Here is an 18860-nt window from a genome sequence, read left to right on the forward strand (position 1 = left end):
CGATCCTCACGACGTCGGGGGCCCCGCGGAAGTGGGTTCCGCCTGCTGGTCGGCCGGCGCGGCGACGGTGATGTGCAGGAGGTCGCTCAGCGAGGCGACCCCGGACCCCGGCCGACGCCGGATCAGGTCCGCGACGACGCCGGTCCAGCCGGTCTGGTGGGTGGCACCCAGGCCCGCACCGTTGTCGCCGTGGAAGTACTCGTTGAACTGCACGAGCCCCTGCCAGTGCGGGTTGTGCCAGAACTCCTGGACGAACCCGTAGCAGGGTCTGCGCCCGTGGTCGTCGAGCGTGAAGAGCGAGATCAGTCGGGTCCGCAGGTCGTCGGCGATCTCGGTGAGCGTCTTGTGCACCCCCGAGCCGGTGGGGAACTCGATCCGCACGTCGTCCCCGAAGAACGTGCCGTAGACCTTGATCGAGCTGGCCAGCAGGTAGTTCAGCGGGAACCACACCGGGCCGCGCCAGTTGGAGTTGCCGCCGAACATCGCCGTGGTCGACTCGGCGGGCTCGTAGTCGATGCTCGCGGTGAGCTCCCCGATCTCGAGCACGTACGGATGATCGCGGTGGGCTGCCGAGACCGCCCGCAGACCGTAGGGCGAGAGGAACTCGCCCTCGTCGAAGAGCCGCGCGAAGAGGCGTTCGATGCGGTCCACACCCACGACGCCGACGAGCATGCGGCGCTCACCCGGTGCGCCGCGGACGGAGCCGGTACCCGGCGCGAGGTTCGCCGGGTCGAGCGCGTCGCCGAGCAGCCGCGCGAAGCCCTTGCCCAGGATGCCGACCTCGGCGATCAGGGGTTCGTCGATCACCACACCGGCGAGCACGGGCAGCACCCCGACCATCGACCGCACCTTGACCGGGATGCGCTCGCCGTCGTCCAGCTCGATCCGGTCGTAGAAGAACCCGTCGGTCTCGTCCCACAGGTCCTTCCCGTCCAGGGCGTTCTTGATGAGGGCGTAGTGCTCCAGGAACTTGATGGTCAGGTCCTGCGTGGGCTGCTTGCCCTTGCGGTGCAGGACGAACGCCATGGTCGCCATGTGCAGGGAGTACAGGGCCATCCAGGCGGTCGCGTCGGACTGCTCGAGCGTGCCCTTGACAGGCAGCCTGTCGCGGTCGATCGGGCCGATGTTGTCCAGCCCGAGGAACCCGCCCTCGAACAGGTTGGTGCCGTCGGCGTCCTCGCGGTTGACCCACCACGTGAAGTTGACGAGCAGCTTGTCGAACACCCGCCGCAGGAAGTCGAGGTCGGTGGCGCCGTCGACCGCGAACACCTCGAGGGCGGCCCACGCCTGGACCGGCGGGTTCAGGTCGTCGAACGACCACTCGTACGCGGGCAGCGCCCCGCTGGGGTGCTGGAACCACTCGCGGCAGATGAGGATGAGCTGGTACTTGGCGAACGCGGGGTCGACGTGGGCGAGGGCGACGCAGTGGAACGCGAGGTCCCAGGCCGCGAACCACGGATACTCCCAGGTGTCGGGCATCGACATGATGTCGAACGCGTCGAAGCTGCGCCATCGGCTGTTCCGGCCGGTCTTGCGCGACGCGGGAGGCACCGGCTGGCCCGGGTCGCCGTCGAGCCAGCGCGCGACGTCGTAGCTGTACAGCTGCTTGGACCAGAGCATCCCCGCGAACGCCTGCCGCATGACGAGCGCCTCGTCGGCCGTGCTCCCCGCGGGGGTCAGCTCGGCGTAGAACTCGTCGGCCTCCGCGCCACGCAAGGCGGTCACCGCGTCGAACGACGGGCCGACCGCGTCGGGTGGTCCGCCGCGGGCGCGCAGCCGCAGGCGGAGCTCGACCGTCTGCCCGGACGCCGCCTCGACCTGGTACCAGGCCGAGGCCTTGGTGCCCGTGCCCGCCGGGTTGACCGTCGGTGCGCCGCGCAGGACGTGGTCGTTGATCCCGTCCTTCGGGTACGCGGGGCTCGCCTCGGCGCCGAAGAGCCTGGCCGCGTTGGTCTCGTTGTCGCAGAACAGCAGGGGCGGCGCCACGCCGTCGGGGCCGGGGCCGACGACAGCTCCAGGTCACCGAACACCGGGTGGTCGATGTCGATGGTGCCCGCGCCCGCCCGTAGCTGGGGGACGGGCTCGTCGTCGCCCCACGACCAGGTGTTGCGGAACCAGACGGTCGGCAGGACGTGCAGCACCGCGGGGTCCGGGCCCGCGTTGGTGACCCGCACAGACATGAGGACGTCGTCGGGAGCGTCCTTGGCGTACTCGACCTCGACGATCCAGAACCGGTCCTCGTCGAACGCGCCGGTGTCCAGCAGCTCGTACTCGGGCTGGTGCTTGTCGCGGCGACCGTTCTCGGCGACCAGGTCGTCGTACGGGAACGCGACCTGCGGGTAGTGGTAGCGCCAACGGTTGAGCGCATGGCTGGGCAGGGCGTCGGTGAACCACCAGTACTCCTTGACGTCCTCCCCGTGGTTGCCCTCGTTCCCTGTGAGGCCGAACATCCGTTCCTTGAGGATCGGGTCGACGCCGTTCCAGAGCGCGAGCGACAGGCACAGCCGTTGCTGGATGTCGCTGAACCCCGCCATGCCGTCCTCGCCCCACCGGTACGTCCGCGACCGGGCGTGCTCGTGCGGGAAGTGGTCCCACGCCTCGCCGTCGGCGCTGTAGTCCTCGCGGACCGTGCCCCACTGCCGCTCACTGAGGTAAGGACCCCAGTGGTACCAGTCGCCCGCTTGCAGGAGGCCGTCCTCCAGGCGGCCGAACGTGTCGACCCGGTCGCGCTCGGCACCCACGTCAGGACTCCTTGCTGAGGGCCGTGCAGCTGTCCGCGTCGGCGAACGCCGACTTCAGGGCGCCGCCGGAGCCGGCCGCCGCGGACAGCAGCGTCGTCGCGTACTCCTTGGCCGCCGTCAGCGCGGTCGACGTGGCGGTGAGTGCGGTACCGGCCGAACCGAGGAACCCGGCGACGTTCGTGGCGTCCGCGGCCTGCTGTGCGGCGGCCCGGGCGTCCCGCGTCGCCGACGTCACGTCGCCGGCGCTCGCCTGCAGGCTCTCCTTCAGGGCGGTGGCCTCGTCGGTGTCCGGGGCGTCGCCGATGGCGGACGTGAGGTCGTCCAGCGACGCACCGGCGGTCGCGACGTTGGCGCCGAGCTGCTGGTGAGCTGGTCCAGCGCGTCGCCCGAGCCCAGCTGGACGCTCAGGCCGTCCCCGATCGCGCCGATGTTCGTGGTCAGGTCGCCGAGCGCGGTGCACACGTCGTCGGCCCACGCCGCGGCGCTCAGGCCGGTCGGCGTCGGTGTCGGGGTCGGGGTGGGCGTCGCCGCCGGCTCGCCGGACGACGAGCATCCGGCCAACGCCAGCAGCGGGACGACCGCCAGGGCGAGGACGGCGCGGCGGAGCGACGGGCGAGGTCCAGCGGTTCGACGGCTCACCCTCCGCAGACTCGCCTGCGTGAGCGGGCACGTCATCATCCGGTGGAGATGAAGACAGGACGAGGCGGCTCAGCCCAGGAAGAACGACCGGAGCACGGGCGCCAGGGCCGGGGCGTCGACGTCGTGCGTCTGACCCTCGAGCGTCGTGCGGGTGCCGTCCGGGAGCGCGTCGGCGACGGCCTGGCCGGCGGCCGCAAGGAACGGCGGGCTGGCGCCGCCCGTGAGCACCAGGACCGGCACCGCGATCGTCGCCGTCAGCTCGCGCGGGACCCTGCTGCCGGCCATCAGCGCGTTGTCGTAGGCGAGGGTCGGCGCGATCGCCTCGAGGCGGTCCCATCCCGGTCCCGCACGCATGCCGGCGACCGCCGGCTCGGGCACGCCGACATACGAGAGGAAGGCGGCGACCGCGTCCGCGCGGGTCGTCGCCGATGCCAGCTCCGCCGAGTACTGGTCGGCCCGCTCCTGCAGACCCGCCTCGGCGATGTACGGCGGCTCGTAGAGCGCCAGGCGCTCGATGCCGGGTGTCACAGCGGCGGTCGCGAGGGCGAGCGCGCTGCCCGACGACATCGCGTAGACGCGGGCGTGACCGCCTGCCGCATCGATCAGCGCGACGAGGTCCTCGATCTCGCGCTCGACGGCGTACGGGAGCGTGTCCGTGCTCTCGCCCCGGCCGCGGCGGTCGTAGGTGTAGACGGTGAAGTCGCCCTGCAGCAGCTCCGCGAGCGCGTCCATCGGGCCGGCGCCGCGGTAGCACATCGCACCGTCGACCAGGATCAGGGCAGGACCGTCGCCGGTGCGGGTGCAGGCGATCGCGGTGCCGTCGGGGGAGGTCACGGTCGTGCTCATGGTCGTGCTCCGTCGCTGATGTACGCGTCGAACCGGTCGAGGCTGGTCAGGAACCCGGACTGTGCCTGCGGGCTCGCCATCTGGGCGGGCACCCGGACCTGGTGGGTGGTCACCTCGGTGCGTCCGTCGTGCAGGTCCACGAACGTGAGCGTCGTGAGCATGTCGTGGTCGACGTCCCGCCAGACGAGCCGGTCGGGTCGGTCGACCTCGACGTACACGGCACGCATCGTGTACCGCCCGCCGTCCGAGCCGACCATCGTGGTCTCGAACGCGCCGCCGGGCCGTAGGTCGACGGTGATGTTCTCGACCGGCGTCGTGGTGCCCGTCGGACCCCAGAAGTGGGTCAGGTGCGTAGGCGTGGTCATGCAGTCGAACAGCAGCTCGGGCGTCGCGCGGTGGATGCGGCGGAAGGTCAGCTCGGTCACAGTGTCTCCAGGTGGGCGGCGAGGCGGTCGTGCCGGTCGGCCCAGACCTGCCGGTTGGTCTCGATCCAGCCGACGGCGGCCGCGAGGCGGTCGGCATCCAGCGTGCAGGGGCGGGACTGCCCGTCACGCGAACGCGAGACGAGCCGCGCGCGCTCCAGCACGAGCAGGTGCTTGGACACGGCCTGCTGCGAGATGGCGAAGGGCTCGGCCAGCTGGTGGACCGTCGCGTCACCGTGCGTGAGCCGTTCGAGGATCGCGCGGCGGGTGGGGTCCGCGAGCGCGGTGAACACCAGGGTCAGGTCGTCCTGCAGCACGGTCATGTGCCCGATCCTAGCCACAACCAAGCAGTTGTACAACGATCGGGTTGTGAACGGGCGTCCTGGATCGGACCCCGACATAGTGACGGGATGGACAACGAGAAGACGACCCTGCACCGCTACCTGAAGGCCGAGCGCGCGAGCCTGCTGAGCAGCTCGACGGGCTCGACGAGTATGCGATCCGCCGGCCGATGACCCGTACGGGCACCAACCTGCTCGGTCTGGTGAAGCACGTCGCCAGTGTCGAGGTGGGCTACTTCGGCGAGGTGTTCGACCGCCCGTTCGCGGGGGAGCTTGCCCTGGTTCGCGCAGGGCGCACGGGCCAACGCGGACATGTGGGCGACCGCCGACGAGAGCCGCGAGCAGATCGTCGAGCTGCACCACCTCTGCGCCGCGCACAGCGACGCGACGATCGAGGCGCTGTCGCTGGACGCGACCGGCACCGTGCCGTGGTGGAGCGAGCAGAACCGCCGCGTGACCCTGCACCGGATGCTCGTGCACATGAGCGTCGAGACCGCCCGCCACGCCGGCCACGCGGACATCGTGCGTGAGCTGGTCGACGGATCCGTCGGCAGCCGCCCTCAGGACCCGAACGTCCCCGACATCGACTGGGCCGCGTACGTCGAGGGTGTCGAGGCGGCGGCGCGCCGCGTCGGCGGCGTCGAGTGAGGCGGCACGCTCATGACGAGCCCCGAACGCACTCGGGCGACGGCGTGGCGGAGGCGGGTAACTCCACCCGTCTGTACGCCCGGTGGTCACCTCGAGGTCGTCCGCCGTCGTCCGCGGCGCCGTGACCAGGGACTACAGTCGGATTTGCCCGGAACGCGCACTCACAGAAGGAGCACCACATGTCTGAAGACGCTGCAAACGACATCGAGGTCGTCGCGGCCGTGAGCGATGGGGCCTACACGCTCCTCGTCGCCGACTTCGCCAGCCTGGACGCCGCATGGGAGGCCTACGAGCTGCTCGAGTCGCTCGAGGACGGCCGCACGGTCGAGATCGAGGGCGTCGTGGTCGTCAAGCGGGGCGAGGACGGCAAGCTCGAGGTCCAGAAGGCGACCGACCACAGCACCAAGTCGGGCCTGAAGTGGGGCGTCGTGGGTGGCGTCGTGCTCGGCTTGGTCTTCCCGCCGTCCATCCTCGGCAGCGCCGCTGTCCTGGGTGCCGGTGGCGCGGCGATCGGCAAGGTCCGCGAGCTGCGCAACAAGGGCGAGCTGGCCAAGGAGCTCGAGGACGCGATCCTGCCCGGCCACTCCGGCCTGCTGGCGCTCGTCTCCGACCCGGGCGAGGTCAAGATCCGCAAGGCGCTCGAGAAGGCCGACCGGATCGTCGAGGGTGCCATCGACGACGTCGCCGCCGCCGACATCAAGGCCGCGGCCAAGGATGCCGAGGCCTGAGTCCGACCGACGATGCCCCGGGCGCCATGCCCGGGGCATCGTCGTGCCCGGGACTACTCGATGCAGAACCCGATGTCGACGGGCAGGCTGCGACCCGTCCCGACCGAGTTGATGATCGCCCGGTCCGAGGTGGTCAGCCGCAGGACGTAGCCGCACGAGGTCAGGCCACCGGTGTCCAGCCCACGTCGACCCGACCGGGGCCTGCGACGTGGCGATCGACAGGGACGTCGACAGCGCGCCCACCGGCAGCGGGGTCGGCAGGAGGCTGAAGCCCCACGAGTCGAACCACGTGTCGTGGGCGTCGAACGTCCCCAGGATCGTCATGCCCTGCGTGAACTTCCCGCAGCCCTGGGCCGAGAGCTGCCCGGGGTCGACCGCCAGGTGCGCCGAGTTGGCCGGGTCGGCCGAGGCCGTGGCCAGCGTGTTGTCGAGCTGGAACACCTGGGAGTCGACGGTGGTCCCCGAGCCCTGCAGCGAGCTTCACCTGCCACACGTCGTCGCCCGAGGAGTGCATGTACCCCAGGGTGCCGAGCGTGTTGGCGTACCAGGTGGGCCAGTCGGTCCAGCCGCCCGCGCCGGGCGTCACCCAGCTGCCGATGGCAGCGGAGCTGACGACGAAGAACGGGTCGGTGACGGGGGTCGGTGTCCCGCCGGTGGTCACGTCGTGCACCATGAGTCGGTACTTGGTCCCGGCGAGCGCCGGGTCCGTCGGACCGTGCACCGTGACCAGGCCGGCGAACGGGCAGCCACGAGCGTCGAGCAGCGCGCCGTTGTACGCGATGTGCGCGACCGGCGTGGTGACCCCGGTGACGGCGTTGATCTCGGAGGTGGCCACGCCACCGACGATGGTCAGCCGCGCGGTCCCGTCGTAGCCCCGGCCGGGCAGGACGTGGACGGTGGTGCTGGCTGGTTGCCCCAGTGCGGGACGGCGTCGGGGTCGGTGGTCGACGGCGGCGTGTTCCACGAGAGGACGGCCCGCACCTTGTGGAGGCCGGGTTCGGTGCAGAGGCGCCGGTAGGCGTCGAGGTCGAGCGGCAGCACCGCCGCGTATGACAGCCCGCCCCCGGGCATCGTGATGTAGTCGTGCGCCCCGACCTTCACGGTGCCGAGATAGGTGTAGCGGCAGTCGTCGTCGAAGTCGGCCCAGAAGGCCACGTACTCCGTGGACCCCGCCGAGCAGGGCGGGCCGGAGAACCCGGTGGGCCGCTTGACGCGGTACGTGGCGACGAGGTTGCGCGCGGCGTCGTCGAGACCCAGGCACTCGAGCTGCTCGTAGGTGGTGTCGCCCGACCCGTCGCCCAGGGTGGCGACGATGCTGCCCCAGTCCAGGTCGAGCTTCGTGTAGGCCAGGGACGTCGTGGCCAGGGTCGTCGACGACATCGCACTGGCGACCGCCGACGACGACTCGGCGGCCGCGAACCGGTGCGGTGGCACAGGCTCGAGGGCCAGCCGGGCGATGCGCTTGTCGATGGCCCGTTCGGCGAGCACCTTGAGCTTGTCGGGGGAGTAGATCCGGGTCAGCTGGTGGACGGACAGCGGGACCGGGTCGGGTCCCACGGGCGGCAGCGGCTGCGGGTTGAGCGCCACGGGTCCGACCGGGTCGGGCTCCGGGACGGGGATCGGGACGGCTTCCTGCTCGATCAGGGCATCCAGCGCCTTGGGGTCGATCTGCAGGGCCGGGCCGAGCGTGTCGACCACGTCGTGCAGGGTGAACCGGATGCGCGGCCGGATCTGGACGGTGTCCTCCTGGACCTCGCCCCAGACGGGCGGGAACGCGGGGTCCCCGGCTGTCGGCTCGTGCTCCCAGGACAGGATCGCCCGGACGCGCGGCAGCACCGGGGTGGTGCAGAACTTGCGGACCGGGGTCAGGTCGACCCCCGCGACGGCGATGTACGGGTGGTCCGGGCCGCCGGTGCAGTCCGTGCCCAGCGGCACGTCGAAGACGCGTGCGGCGGCCGACCCGGCGTCCACCCAGCCCGACCCGAAGTCGACGAAGAAGCGGACCCACTCGACGGAGCCGTGCGTGCACGGGCCGCCGGAGTAGCCGTAGGCCCGCTTGATGACGATCGTGGCCTCGAGCCGATCACGTTCGGGGCTGTAGGAGACGCAACCGATCTCCTCGTAGGCGGTGTCGGACTGCTTCGGCTCGATCACCGGGAGCAGCTCGGCGAGCGCCTTGTCTGTCAGCGTCCCGAAGTGGTTCGGGTTCGCGGTGATGAGCCGGCGGAACTGCAACCGGGCCGGCTCGATGTCGTCAGCCATGGGCTTCCCCTCTCGAGATGCCGCGGGCGGCTGCCCGCAGCCCGGCGGGGCGCGAGGCAGGGCGCCACGCGTCGTGCCGTTACTCGAGAGGGGTGCGGGATCGACGAGGAGGGTCGGTGGCGCGTGGGTGAAATGCCGGACCCGGGGATCACCCCGCGAGGAGGCTTCCCGAAGGCTCGTGGGCCGACGGCCGGTCAGGGTCCGGACGGCGTCGCTGGTGCGTGCGGCTCGCCGGCCGCGATGGCCGTGTACGTGCTGACCCAGGAGTCGACCTGCCAGCGCGGAGCACCGTAGGACGCGCGGGACGCGTACGCCTCCTCGATCGTCTCGTCGTGGAACCGCACGTCCGTGCCCGTCGCCTCGGTCAGGATCGCCGCCACCTCCGTGAGGGAGAGAGCGTCCGGGCCGGTCAGGTCGTAGGCCGCACCGCGGTGCTCGTCGGGCGAGCGGAGCACGGCCACGGCCGAGCGCGCGACGTCGGCCCGGGCCACCGCGGCCACGCGTCCCGTGCCGGCAGGACCGCGGATGACTCCGTCCGGGCCGACGAGGTCGGGCAGGAAGTCGAGATAGAAGCCGTCACGCAGGAACGTGAACGTCATGCCCGACGCGCGGATGTGCTCCTCGGTCGCCCAGTGGTCCCGGGCGAGCGTGAACGTGGCATCGGGCGAAGCGCCCAGGAACGACGTGTAGACGATGTGCCGTACGCCCGCATCTGCGGCCGCGTCGACGAACGTTCGATGGACGTCCAGGCGGTCCGCGCTCTCGGTCGCGGAGACCATGAACAGCACGTCGACCCCCGCGAGGGCGACGCGACCGGCGACGGCATCGGCATAGTCGGCGCGACGGACGTCGGCGGCCGCGACGGCGGGCAGCCGGGCGCCGGCGGGGTCGCGCACGACGAGCCGCGCGAGGATGCCGTGGCCCGCGCTCCTCGGCGACGAGGCGACCTACCGCACCGGTCGCGCCGGTGACCGCTATCGCTCGTGTCATGTGCCCTGCCTCCTCGGCGACAGTAGCGACGGGCGTCGCTCCCGACCAAGGGTGCGACGCCCGTCAACCGTGTCAGGGCGTGATGGTGAGCGGCTGGCCGCCGGACGTCAGCCGCCAGTCGGGGTTCGTCGCGGAGAACTCCGCCGGGTCGACCACCTGGTGCTGGGTCACCCAGTCGATCAGCAGCTGCCGGATCTCGACCTGCCGGTTGTAGACGACGGGCGCGCCGACCACGCCGGGGAAGTTGCCGCCCCCGGACTGCCGGTAGTTGTTGATCGCGACGACGAACTCCTGCGCGTCGGTGACGGGGACCCCGCCGTAGGCGAGACCCGTGATGCGGCTGCCGACGGGCTGCGCGAGGTCGATGTCGTACGTGAGCGGCTGGTCCAGACCACCCATGACGTCGTAGTTGTAGTCCGGCGTGCCGGTCGGCGCCGTCGGCGTCACCGCGTTGGTGAGGTCCGCCGACGCGTACGTGCCCGGGGTGGGTGCGGGCTTGAAGTACTCCGCCGACTTCTCCAGGTACGCCTTGACCTGCGCGCCCGTGAGCTTGATGCCCAGGAGGGTGTTGTCGTAGATGTACAGCCCCGCCACGTCCCGCACCGAGACGGTGCCCGCCGGGATGGCCGCGTCCTTGTTGAACGGGGCGGCGATGGACAGGACGGGCAGGTCGGCGTCGGCCCCGGTCAGCTCGGCCTTCACCGCGCCCGCCTGCACGTGGTTGATGAAGTCGAGGGCTGCGGTGTCCTCGTAGCGCGCCGTCGCGGCCGACATGGCCTCGGTGGCCGTCCCGATGACGCCGTTGACGTAGGTGACCACCTTCTGCTGGTCCGCCGCCAGCATCGTCACGATCTTCGGGTCCTCGGGCACCGTGTTCGAGTTGAGCACCTGGGCACCCACCGACTGCACCGCCCAGTGACCCCGCGCGAACGACAGGTCGATGTCGAACACGGACAGCCGCTCGCCCCACTTCAGGGGTTCGGAGAGCACGACGGGCTTCCCGGTCGCGGTGTTGGTCACCACGCGCTGGGCGATCTCCTGGTGGGCGTGCCCGACCAGGATGGCGTCGATGCCCGGCACCTGCTGGGCCACCAGCGTCGCCGCGTTCTCCGGGAACGGCAGCGCGTCACCGTACGACGAGGACGTGTCCGCCCCCGAGTGGGCGGCGACGACGACCACGTCGGCACCCTTGCGCTTCATCTCGGGCACGTAGCGAGCGGCCTGCTCGACCAGCCCGTCGAAGTGCATCTTGCCCTCGACGTTGGCCTTGTCCCAGATCGCGATCCCGGGGTTGGTGAGCCCGAGGATCCCGACGCGGATCGGCTTGCCGTGCGCGGGTTTGACGGTCTTGATGACGTAGGGCGCGAACGCCGGCTGGCCCGTCCCGTCGTCCAGCGCGTTGGCGGCCAGCAACGGGAAGTCCAGCTGGCGCTCGAACGTGCGCAGGTAGGGGATGCCGTAGTTGAACTCGTGGTTGCCGACGGCCGCCGCGTCGTACCCGATGGCGTTCATGGCGGCGGCCATCGGGTGCTCGACGGTCTTGGAGATCGGCTCGACCTTGGCGTAGTAGTACGCGAGCGACGTGCCCTGGATGGTGTCCCCGGCGTCGATCAGGAGTGTGTTGCGGCGGCCCTTGTCGGCGCGCACCTGGTTCACGAGCGTCGAGACCTTGGCCAGGCCCACGTCGTTGTGGGCGCTGTCGTCGTACTCAGCGTTCTTGAAGTAGTCCCAGTTCAGGGCGCTGCCGTGCAGGTCGGTCGTGCCCATGACGGTGAGGTGGTAGTCGTCGGAACTGTGCCCGTGCCCCTCACCGGCCGTGGCCGGTGATGCGAGGGCGACGGTCAGGGCGACGGCTGCTGCCACCGCTCCTGCTCTGGCACCTGCGCGGTGCGAGACGCTGAAACCCATGTCGCAGTCCTCCTGTGTGTCGGCTGTGCACCGGGTTGCGGTACGCCGGGCAACCTAACCCGATCGGGTGGGGCCGACATCTCGAGGCGATCGGGTGACCGAAGTGTTCGGCAGGGGTTCGTCCAGTCGTCGCTTCGTCAGGCGTGGATCCGCGGCAGGCCGAACGGCCGCCAGAGGTCGTCGTCGAGGAAGCGCGTCACGGCCCCGATGCGATCGCCGTCCGGGGTCAGGACGAGCAGGCCACCCCACACTCCGTGCAGGTAGCAACCGAATGCCGGCTGACCGTTCGCGCTCGTCGGCACGACGCTGAGCTCGGAATTGCCGTGCCAGGCCCAGCTCGCCGTCAGGAAGGCGGTGATGTCGGCTGCACCGCGGTACTCGTGCGGTGCCGGCGGCATGGACCACGCCGCGTGCTCGGTCAGCAGCCGGACAACAGCGCCGACGTCGCGGGCGACGAACGCGTCCGCGAACTGCGCCACGGCTCCGGCGCCGCACCGTCGGGCGTGGACGTTGGTGCGCGCAGCCGGGCGCGTCCGCGCTGGAGGAGTCCCTTGACGGCGAGCGGTGTGGCGCCCAGGATCCCTGCGACCTCGTCGGGCGAGAAGTCGAGCACGTCGCAGAGCACGACGCTGGCCAGCTGGCGGGGCGGGAGAAGCTGCAGCGCGGCCACGAACGCCAGCGAGACGTCGTCATGGGCGTCGCGGCGGCTCGTCGGGTCTGTCTCGAGCCAGTCCGTGGGGCACGGCTGGAGCCAGGTGATCCCTGCGCGTCGGGTCGGCTCTGGCACGTCGAAGGGTGCGACCGGTACCGCGGGCCGACGCCGCCCGGCGCGCAGGGTGTTCAAGCACGCTCGGGTGGCGATCCGGTACAGCCACGTCCGTAGCGACGAGCGCCCCTCGAACTGCGGCAGCGCGCGCCAGGCCGCCAGGAGCACGTCCTGCAGGACGTCCTCGGCGTCGGTGGCGGACCCCAGCATCCGGTAGCAGTGCATGCGCAGCTCACGCAGGTGGGGCCCGACGAGCGTGCCGAAGTCAGGGTCCGGGCCGTCGACCGGGCCCAGGCCCGGTCCGAGGTCCGGCGCATGTGCCATGGGCGGCAGTATCCGCGTTCCTCCTGATGCTCGCGCGGTGTCTACACCTGTGTCGGCTCACCACACGGAGGTCACCATGAGCAAGGCACTCGACACCTCGGTCGCCTACTTCGCCGCCTGGTCGGGCGGCGACCTGGACGCCGCCATGGCGCACGTGAGCCCGGACGTCGTGGTCGTCGCGCCGGCGGGGCGTCTGCACGGCCCGGACCAGCTCCGCGCGTTCATGGAGCCGTTCGCGCGGATGCTCCTCTCGTCGGCGCTGCTGTCCGCGTTCGGCGACGACGACACCGCACTCCTGTACTACGACACGTCGACGGCGCTCGTCGCGTCCGCGCCGGCCGCTGAGCGGCACACGGTCGTCGACGGACTGATCACGGAGCTGCAGATGGTCTTCGACCGCCTGCCGTTCGAGCAGGCGCGCGCCGCCGCGGGATGACGCGGTCAGGCGGCCCGCGCCCCGTGCGGGCGCTCGCGCCGGCATCGCGTAGCCTCCGGCCATGAGCACCCTGGACGAGGTCGGACGGCGCGACGGCTGGCGATGCTGGCTCTGCGACGAGCCCGTCGACCCCGACGCATCCGTGAACGCCGACCGCGGCCCGAGCATCGACGGGGGAGCGACGCCGAAGGGCAAGAAGCCGGTTCCTGGGTCCGAGCGCCTCGCCCACCGGGCGTGCAACACCCGCAAGGGAGCCGTGAAGCCGGTCGTGCCCTGGTCCTCGGCGTTGTTCGTCGTGGAACCCGCGCCGATCGTGGCGACCGTCGAGCGCCTGACCCGCAAGGGTGGGCGCGAGGTCGTCGGCCGGTGCCCGACCCGAGCCGACGGCGACCAGGCCGCGGCCTGGCTCGAGGACCGTCTCTCCCGGTTCGCGCCCGACCTGCGGGTCGCGGCGAGCGTCGAACCCGGGGGCGGCCAGTTCCTCCTCGTGCTCAGCACGCGCTGACCCCTCGGACGGGGTGTCGCTCTGGCGTTGACCTGCAAGTTCGGCCATGATCCGATTCGGGGTACTTGCCCCGGTCGACCAGTGACGACGGACCTACGAGGGGACCCACGATGACCGAGAAGCACAGTGGACTGGCTGTCGGGATGACGGTGTTCGCGGCGACGATGATGATCGTCATCGGGTTCTTCCAGGCGGTGCAGGGACTCGTGGCGCTGGTCAACGACACGTTCTACGTGGTCGGTCAGAAGTGGCTCTTCGAGTTCGACGTGACGACGTGGGGCTGGATCCACCTGATCCTGGGGATCGTCATCGGGATCGCGGGTGTGTTCGTCCTCGTCGGTCAGGTGTGGGCCCGGACGGTCGGCGTGATCGTCGCCACGGTCAGCGCCGTCGCCAACTTCGCGTGGCTGCCGTACTACCCCGTCTGGGCCGTCACCGTGATCGCGCTCAACATCTTCGTGATCTGGGCGCTGACCGTTCGCGGCCGCGACGTCACCAGCTGAGCGGACCGATCGCCGTACACCGAACGTCCACGTCGTCGCGCTAGCGTGGCGAGGGAGTCGAACCCGACTCGACATCGATGGGAGTCCTCGTGACATCGACCTCAGCGTCTCCGGAGATCGCGGCGCCGCAGAGCGAGCCGACCAGGTGGTGGGCACGCACGCCGGATCAGACTGCTGCCGAGCTGAGCAGCAACCTCGAGACGGGGCTCACCGCGGCCGAGGTGTCGGCGCGGCAGGCTCGGTACGGCCCCGACAAGCTGACCGCGCAGGCGCCGCCGTCCCTGTGGTCGGTGGTGCTCGAGCAGGTGCGCGACCCCATGAACATCATGCTCGTCGCCGTCGCCCTGGTCAGCCTGGCGATCGGTCAGGTGTCGACCGCGCTCATCGTGGGATTCCTGGTCGTGCTCAACGTGCTCATCGGTGCCCGGCAGGAGATGCTCGCGCGCAAGAGCGTCGACGCCCTCGCCACGATGCAGGAGCCGCAGTCGCGGGTCCGGCGCGACGGCACGCTCGTGCAGATCCCCGCCAGCCAGCTGGTGCCGGGGGACGTCGTCGAGCTGGAGGCCGGCGACATCGTGCCGGCCGACGGACGACTCGTCCGCACCGCCACGATGGAGACGCAGGAGGCGGCCCTCACGGGGGAGAGCGCGCCGATCGGCAAGGACGTCCTGGTCCTGGCCGACGACGCGGTCCCGTTGGGCGACCGCGCCAACATGGCGTTCCAGAACACGTCGGTCACCCGCGGCACGGGAACGATGCTCGTCACCGCGACCGGCATGACCACGCAGATCGGGAACATCGCAACGTTGCTCTCCTCGGTGGAGAAGACGAAGTCGCCCCTGCAGCGCGAGCTCGACCGGCTGACCAAGGTGCTCGGCGCGATCGCGTGGAGCGCCGTCGCGGTCATCGTGCTCATCGGGATCCTGCGCGGCCAGTCCGCGAGCGACCTGCTCTTCCTCGCCACGGCCGTCGCGATCTCGGCGATCCCCACCGGCCTGCCGACCTTCGTGCAGGCGATGCTCGCGTACGGCGCACGGCAAGCTCGCCGACGCCAAGGCGGTCGTCGCGAACCTGAACGACGTGGAGACGCTCGGCGCGACGAGCTTCGATCAACTCCGACAAGACCGGGACCCTGACCCTCAACGAGATGACGGTGACCGCGCTGTTCACGGTGGGCCGGCATTTCACGGTCGAGGGGACCGGGTACGGCAAGACGGGCTCGATCCTGCACGCGGCCGGCGACGAGGTCCCTGACCTGACCCCGCTGGCGTTCGGGCTGTGCCTGGCCAGCGACGCCACCGTGTCGGACTCGGGCCACATCATCGGCGATCCCACCGAGGCGGCGCTCGTCGTGCTGGCTGCGAAGATCGGGGTCGACGCGGAGGAGAGCCGTCGGTCCTACCCGCGCGTGGCGGAGGTGCCCTTCGACTCGGCGTACAAGTTCATGGCGACGACGCAGTGGGTGCCCTGGCGTGGCGACCGCACCCTCGTCGAGGTGGTCAAGGGCGGCCCCGACGTCGTCCTGCAGCGCTGCACGAAGGCGCTGGCCGGCCCGGGGGAGTTCGTCGACCTAGGGACGATGCGCGCCGAGATCGAGGCCGAGCAGGACCGGCTGTCGCGGCAGGGCCTGCGGACCCTCGCGTTCGCGGCGCGATTCCTGACGGCCAAGGACGAGCCGCTGATCGTGGCCGACCCGATGTCCTACGTCGAGGAGCTCGTGTTCGTCGGCCTCGTCGGCATCGTCGACCCGCTGCGCCCGACGGCCAAGGTGGCCGTCGAGATCGCGCTGAAGGCCGGCATCGAGGTCCGCATGATCACCGGCGACCACGCGGTCACGGCGAGCGCGATCGGTGCGCAGCTCGGACTCGGCCCCGGCGCGATCAGCGGCCCCGAGCTGGCGAAGCTCACCGACGAGGAGCTGCTCGCGCAGCTGCCCAACCTGCACGTGTTCGGACGCGTCACCCCGGAGGACAAGCTTCCGCCTGGTCCAGCTCATGCAGCGCGAGGGCCTGGTGGTCGCCATGACCGGCGACGCCGTGAACGACGCGGCTGCGATCAAGCAGGCGGACATCGGCGTCGCGATGGGGTCGGGCAGCGAGGTGACGAAGCAGGCCGCGCGCCTGGTGCTCACCGACGACAACTTCAGCACCCTGGTGCACGCCGTCGAGCTGGGCCGCAGCATCTACCAGAAGATCACCGCGTACATCCGGTTCCAGATGAGCCAGCTGATCGGGCTCGTGCTGCTGTTCCTGGCGGCCAGCATCTTCAACATCGCCGACGGCGTCGCGATGACCCCGATGATGGTGCTGTTCCTCAACTTCTTCGTCTGCGTGTTCCCGGTGATCGCGATCATGCTCGACCCGGTCGGGCCCGGGATCATGGACCGGGTGCCCCGTGACCCGAAGCTGGGCATCAGCAACCGGCGTGCGGTGGGTCGCTGGATCCTCTACGGCGCGGTCCTGTGCATCTCCTCGGGCATTCCCCTGGTGCTGGGACCGGACACCCCGAACCCCGACCACCCGACGGCGTCGATGACCATGGCCTTCGTCGTCATGGGGCTCGGGTCGGTGCTCTCGGGACTCGTGCTGCGGCGCGAGCCGGAATCCGGGCTGGCCGCGCCCCTGCTCACGGCGGTCAAGGTGCTCTCGGGTCCGATCGCCCTCATCGTCCTGGCCACCCAGCTGAACTTCCTGCAGGGCTGGCTCACCACCCAGGCGCTGACCGGCAACCAGTGGCTCATCTGCCTGGGCCTGGCGCTGCTGCTCCCCATCGTCGCCGAGCTCGACAAGGTGTTCATGCGGCGGCACGCCTCGACCACGCCGGTCCTGGAGACGCAGGACGCCGTCGCCCCGGCGCGTGCGCGGGTCTAGGGCGGTCCAGCCGGGCGGAGGGAGAACGACGTGGTCCTGATCGGCGCGCACACGCACGGCGACGACCCGGTGGCGACCGCCGCCGAGCTCGGCGCGCAGTGCGTCCAGCTGTTCCTCGCCGACCCGCAGGGCTGGAAGAAGCCGGTGCCCCGCGCCGACGCCGACGCGCTGGTGGCTTCGGGGCTCGGCATCTACGCACACGCGCCGTACCTGGTGAACGTCGCGTCGACCAACAACCGGATCCGCATCCCGAGCCGGAACATGATCGCGCAGCACGCGTCGGCCGCGGCCGACCTGGGCGCGCGCGGGCTGGTCGTGCACGGCGGCCACGTGGGGGACGGCGACGACATCGCGACCGGCATCGACAACTGGCGCAAGACGTTCGAGCGCGCGACGTTCCCGGTGCGGGTCCTGGTGGAGAACACCGCCGGCGGCGAGAACGCCTGCGCGCGCACGCTCGACCGGATAGCGCTGCTGTGGGACGCGATCGGGCAGTACGACGTCGGCCTGTGCCTGGACACGTGCCACGCGTGGGCGGCGGGCGAGGACCTCGAGACGATCGTCGACCGGGTCCGCGCCATCACGGGACGCATCGACCTCGTGCATGCGAACAGCTCCCGCGACGACGCCGGCTCCCAGCGGGACCGGCACGCCGGCTACGCGACCGGCACGATCCCGCCCGAGCTCGTCGCGCACGTGGTCCGGGAGGCCGGGTGCGACGCGATCGTCGAGACGCCGCCCGAGGGGCAGGCCGCCGACATCGCGTTCCTGCGCGCCGCGCTCGCCGGCTGAACGGCTCAGATCCGGCCGCGCACCGGGGTGTGCTCGGTCGGGTCCGGCGGCATCTCCATCTCGGCCCGGACGCCGAGCAGCCGGACCTCGCGGTCCTCCAGCGTCGCCGCGAGCGCGCGGGCCGCCCCGACGACGACGTCGGCGTCGCGCGTCGGGGCGGGCAGCTGCGGCTCAGCGTCTTGGTGACGAACGGGGCGTACCGCACCTTGAGCGCGACCCGGACGACCAGGCGTCCGTCCTGCGCCGTGTCCAGCACGACGTCGCGCGCCAGGACCTCGACGGCGTCACGCACCTGCTCGGGCGTCGTCAGGTTCTGCTGGTAGGTGGTCTCGCGGCTGTGCCCGCGTGGGACCCACGGGGTGTCGTCGACCGTCGTCGGCCCGAGTCCCTGCCCGAGCCCGTGGTACCACAGGCCCATCCTCGGCCCGAACTGCTCCACCAGCGCCTCGGCGTCCGCGTCGGCCAGCTCCCGGACGGTCGTGATGCCGAGCGCGGTCAGGCGGCCCGACACCTTCGACCCGACGCCCCACAGGTCCCTGGTCGGCCGGTGGCCCATGACCTCGAACCAGTTCTCCGCGGTCAGCCGGAACACGCCTGCGGGCTTGCCGAACTCCGTCGCGATCTTGGCCCGCACCTTGTTGTCGCCGATGCCCACCGAGCAGTGCAGCCGGGTCTCGGCCAGCACCACGTCCTGCGCGCGTTCCGCCAGGGCCTCCGGGTCGTCGGTGACCACGCCGAGGAACGCCTCGTCCCAGCCGAGCACCTCGACGACGGCCCCGAGCGTCCGCAGCGCCGCCATGACCTCGTCCGAGGCGGCCTCGTACGCCGGGGCGTCGACCGGCAGGAAGACCGCGTCGGGCAGCTTCCGCGCCGCCACCCGTAGCGGGAGTCCGGAGTGCACCCCGAACGCGCGCGCCTCGTACGACGCGGTCGACACGACACCGCGCTCGGTCGGGTCGCCGCGCCCGCCGACGACCACCGGCCTGCCGGCCAGCTTCCGGGTTGCGCAGGACCTCGACCGCCGCGACGAACTGGTCGAGGTCGACGTGCAGCACCCACGGCGCGGGGACGTTCATGCACCGAGTCTGCCGGTCCGGCACCGTTGACACCCCCTCGGACGTGCGACGACACTGCGAACT

The 18860-nt window shown here is 71.2% G+C and carries 19 protein-coding genes and 3 pseudogenes; 9 read left to right on the top strand and 13 right to left on the bottom strand.

Features of this window, described 5'->3' with window-relative positions:
* Positions 1-6: 6 nt before the first annotated feature.
* The 6 genes from AC38ZX_RS09320 to AC38ZX_RS09345 form a co-directional block, all read right to left on the bottom strand.
* Positions 7-1641: an MGH1-like glycoside hydrolase domain-containing protein gene (locus AC38ZX_RS09320; RefSeq protein ID WP_491297348.1), complete on the bottom strand. Its 1635-nt coding sequence runs from the start codon at positions 1639-1641 to the stop codon at positions 7-9.
* An 80-nt stretch (positions 1642-1721) separates the two neighbouring features.
* Positions 1722-2741, bottom strand: a complete 1020-nt coding sequence (locus AC38ZX_RS09325; RefSeq protein WP_491297065.1) for a hypothetical protein — start codon at positions 2739-2741, stop codon at positions 1722-1724.
* A 1-nt stretch (position 2742) separates the two neighbouring features.
* Complete coding sequence (locus tag AC38ZX_RS09330; RefSeq protein WP_491297066.1) at positions 2743-3294, bottom strand: hypothetical protein; 552 nt, start codon at positions 3292-3294, stop codon at positions 2743-2745.
* A gap of 155 nt (positions 3295-3449) precedes the next feature.
* Complete coding sequence (locus AC38ZX_RS09335; protein ID WP_426595544.1) at positions 3450-4226, bottom strand: alpha/beta fold hydrolase; 777 nt, start codon at positions 4224-4226, stop codon at positions 3450-3452.
* Entirely contained in the window at positions 4223-4651 is a 429-nt protein-coding gene (locus tag AC38ZX_RS09340; RefSeq protein WP_426595545.1) for an SRPBCC family protein, read from the bottom strand. The genes AC38ZX_RS09335 and AC38ZX_RS09340 overlap by 4 nt, the downstream gene beginning before the upstream one ends.
* Positions 4648-4971, bottom strand: coding sequence for an ArsR/SmtB family transcription factor (locus tag AC38ZX_RS09345; protein WP_426595546.1), 324 nt, complete (start codon positions 4969-4971; stop codon positions 4648-4650). The genes AC38ZX_RS09340 and AC38ZX_RS09345 overlap by 4 nt, the downstream gene beginning before the upstream one ends.
* 188 nt (positions 4972-5159) lie before the next feature.
* Here AC38ZX_RS09345 and AC38ZX_RS09350 point away from each other — a divergent pair.
* Together AC38ZX_RS09350 and AC38ZX_RS09355 are read left to right on the top strand one after the other, a co-directional pair.
* Positions 5160-5637 (top strand): annotated as a pseudogene (locus AC38ZX_RS09350) (DinB family protein).
* A gap of 179 nt (positions 5638-5816) precedes the next feature.
* Positions 5817-6365 (top strand): DUF1269 domain-containing protein, encoded by a 549-nt coding sequence (locus AC38ZX_RS09355; protein WP_426595548.1) that lies wholly within the window; start codon positions 5817-5819, stop codon positions 6363-6365.
* Positions 6366-6525: 160 nt separating this feature from the next.
* Here AC38ZX_RS09355 and AC38ZX_RS09360 read toward each other — a convergent pair whose 3' ends face one another.
* The 6 genes from AC38ZX_RS09360 to AC38ZX_RS09385 all read right to left on the bottom strand — a co-directional run bounded on the left by AC38ZX_RS09360 (position 6526) and on the right by AC38ZX_RS09385 (position 12615).
* Positions 6526-7200: a hypothetical protein gene (locus AC38ZX_RS09360; protein ID WP_491297067.1), complete on the bottom strand. Its 675-nt coding sequence runs from the start codon at positions 7198-7200 to the stop codon at positions 6526-6528.
* A 14-nt stretch (positions 7201-7214) separates the two neighbouring features.
* Entirely contained in the window at positions 7215-8627 is a 1413-nt protein-coding gene (locus AC38ZX_RS09365; RefSeq protein ID WP_491297068.1) for a hypothetical protein, read from the bottom strand.
* Between the two features lie 194 nt (positions 8628-8821).
* On the bottom strand, positions 8822-9523 hold the full coding sequence (locus tag AC38ZX_RS09370; protein WP_491297069.1) for an NAD(P)H-binding protein: 702 nt from the start codon (positions 9521-9523) through the stop codon (positions 8822-8824).
* 166 nt (positions 9524-9689) lie between these two features.
* The gene (locus AC38ZX_RS09375; RefSeq protein WP_491297070.1) at positions 9690-11525 is read right to left on the bottom strand and encodes a bifunctional metallophosphatase/5'-nucleotidase; all 1836 of its coding nucleotides are present in this window, start codon (positions 11523-11525) and stop codon (positions 9690-9692) included.
* A 137-nt stretch (positions 11526-11662) separates the two neighbouring features.
* The gene (locus AC38ZX_RS09380) at positions 11663-12004 is read right to left on the bottom strand and encodes a nuclear transport factor 2 family protein (protein ID WP_491297071.1); all 342 of its coding nucleotides are present in this window, start codon (positions 12002-12004) and stop codon (positions 11663-11665) included.
* Entirely contained in the window at positions 11944-12615 is a 672-nt protein-coding gene (locus AC38ZX_RS09385; RefSeq protein ID WP_491297072.1) for a sigma-70 family RNA polymerase sigma factor, read from the bottom strand. The genes AC38ZX_RS09380 and AC38ZX_RS09385 overlap by 61 nt, the downstream gene beginning before the upstream one ends.
* Positions 12616-12691: 76 nt before the next feature.
* Here AC38ZX_RS09385 and AC38ZX_RS09390 point away from each other — a divergent pair, with 76 nt between their 5' ends.
* The 7 genes and pseudogenes from AC38ZX_RS09390 (at position 12692) to AC38ZX_RS09420 (ending at position 17721) form a co-directional block, all read left to right on the top strand.
* A complete protein-coding gene (locus tag AC38ZX_RS09390) occupies positions 12692-13051 on the top strand; it encodes a nuclear transport factor 2 family protein (protein ID WP_426595553.1) in 360 nt (119 codons plus the stop codon).
* Between the two features lie 61 nt (positions 13052-13112).
* Complete coding sequence (locus tag AC38ZX_RS09395) at positions 13113-13556, top strand: hypothetical protein (protein WP_426595554.1); 444 nt, start codon at positions 13113-13115, stop codon at positions 13554-13556.
* A 110-nt stretch (positions 13557-13666) separates the two neighbouring features.
* Complete coding sequence (locus tag AC38ZX_RS09400; protein ID WP_491297073.1) at positions 13667-14059, top strand: DUF7144 family membrane protein; 393 nt, start codon at positions 13667-13669, stop codon at positions 14057-14059.
* 89 nt (positions 14060-14148) lie between these two features.
* Positions 14149-15195 (top strand): HAD-IC family P-type ATPase, encoded by a 1047-nt coding sequence (locus tag AC38ZX_RS09405; protein WP_491297074.1) that lies wholly within the window; start codon positions 14149-14151, stop codon positions 15193-15195.
* A gap of 11 nt (positions 15196-15206) precedes the next feature.
* Positions 15207-15758 (top strand): annotated as a pseudogene (locus AC38ZX_RS09410) (cation-translocating P-type ATPase); the annotation flags it as partial.
* A gap of 295 nt (positions 15759-16053) precedes the next feature.
* Positions 16054-16929, top strand: a complete 876-nt coding sequence (locus AC38ZX_RS09415) for an HAD-IC family P-type ATPase (protein WP_491297075.1) — start codon at positions 16054-16056, stop codon at positions 16927-16929.
* Between the two features lie 30 nt (positions 16930-16959).
* Positions 16960-17721, top strand: coding sequence for a deoxyribonuclease IV (locus tag AC38ZX_RS09420; RefSeq protein WP_426595557.1), 762 nt, complete (start codon positions 16960-16962; stop codon positions 17719-17721).
* A gap of 5 nt (positions 17722-17726) precedes the next feature.
* Here the strand turns inward: AC38ZX_RS09420 and AC38ZX_RS09425 are convergent.
* A pseudogene (locus tag AC38ZX_RS09425) lies at positions 17727-18797 on the bottom strand (DNA polymerase IV).
* Positions 18798-18860: the final 63 nt, after the last annotated feature.

The organism is Cellulomonas sp. McL0606 (genome assembly GCF_058248365.1).

Coding starts and splice junctions, on each gene's coding strand:
- AC38ZX_RS09320 (WP_491297348.1), bottom strand. CDS start 1,641: ATGCGGCAGGCGTTCGCGGGGATGCTCTGGTCCAAGCAGCTGTACAGC.
- AC38ZX_RS09330 (WP_491297066.1), bottom strand. CDS start 3,294: ATGCTCGTCGTCCGGCGAGCCGGCGGCGACGCCCACCCCGACCCCGAC.
- AC38ZX_RS09335 (WP_426595544.1), bottom strand. CDS start 4,226: ATGAGCACGACCGTGACCTCCCCCGACGGCACCGCGATCGCCTGCACC.
- AC38ZX_RS09345 (WP_426595546.1), bottom strand. CDS start 4,971: ATGACCGTGCTGCAGGACGACCTGACCCTGGTGTTCACCGCGCTCGCG.
- AC38ZX_RS09355 (WP_426595548.1), top strand. CDS start 5,817: ATGTCTGAAGACGCTGCAAACGACATCGAGGTCGTCGCGGCCGTGAGC.
- AC38ZX_RS09365 (WP_491297068.1), bottom strand. CDS start 8,627: ATGGCTGACGACATCGAGCCGGCCCGGTTGCAGTTCCGCCGGCTCATC.
- AC38ZX_RS09375 (WP_491297070.1), bottom strand. CDS start 11,525: ATGGGTTTCAGCGTCTCGCACCGCGCAGGTGCCAGAGCAGGAGCGGTG.
- AC38ZX_RS09385 (WP_491297072.1), bottom strand. CDS start 12,615: ATGGCACATGCGCCGGACCTCGGACCGGGCCTGGGCCCGGTCGACGGC.
- AC38ZX_RS09390 (WP_426595553.1), top strand. CDS start 12,692: ATGAGCAAGGCACTCGACACCTCGGTCGCCTACTTCGCCGCCTGGTCG.
- AC38ZX_RS09395 (WP_426595554.1), top strand. CDS start 13,113: ATGAGCACCCTGGACGAGGTCGGACGGCGCGACGGCTGGCGATGCTGG.
- AC38ZX_RS09400 (WP_491297073.1), top strand. CDS start 13,667: ATGACCGAGAAGCACAGTGGACTGGCTGTCGGGATGACGGTGTTCGCG.
- AC38ZX_RS09415 (WP_491297075.1), top strand. CDS start 16,054: ATGCAGCGCGAGGGCCTGGTGGTCGCCATGACCGGCGACGCCGTGAAC.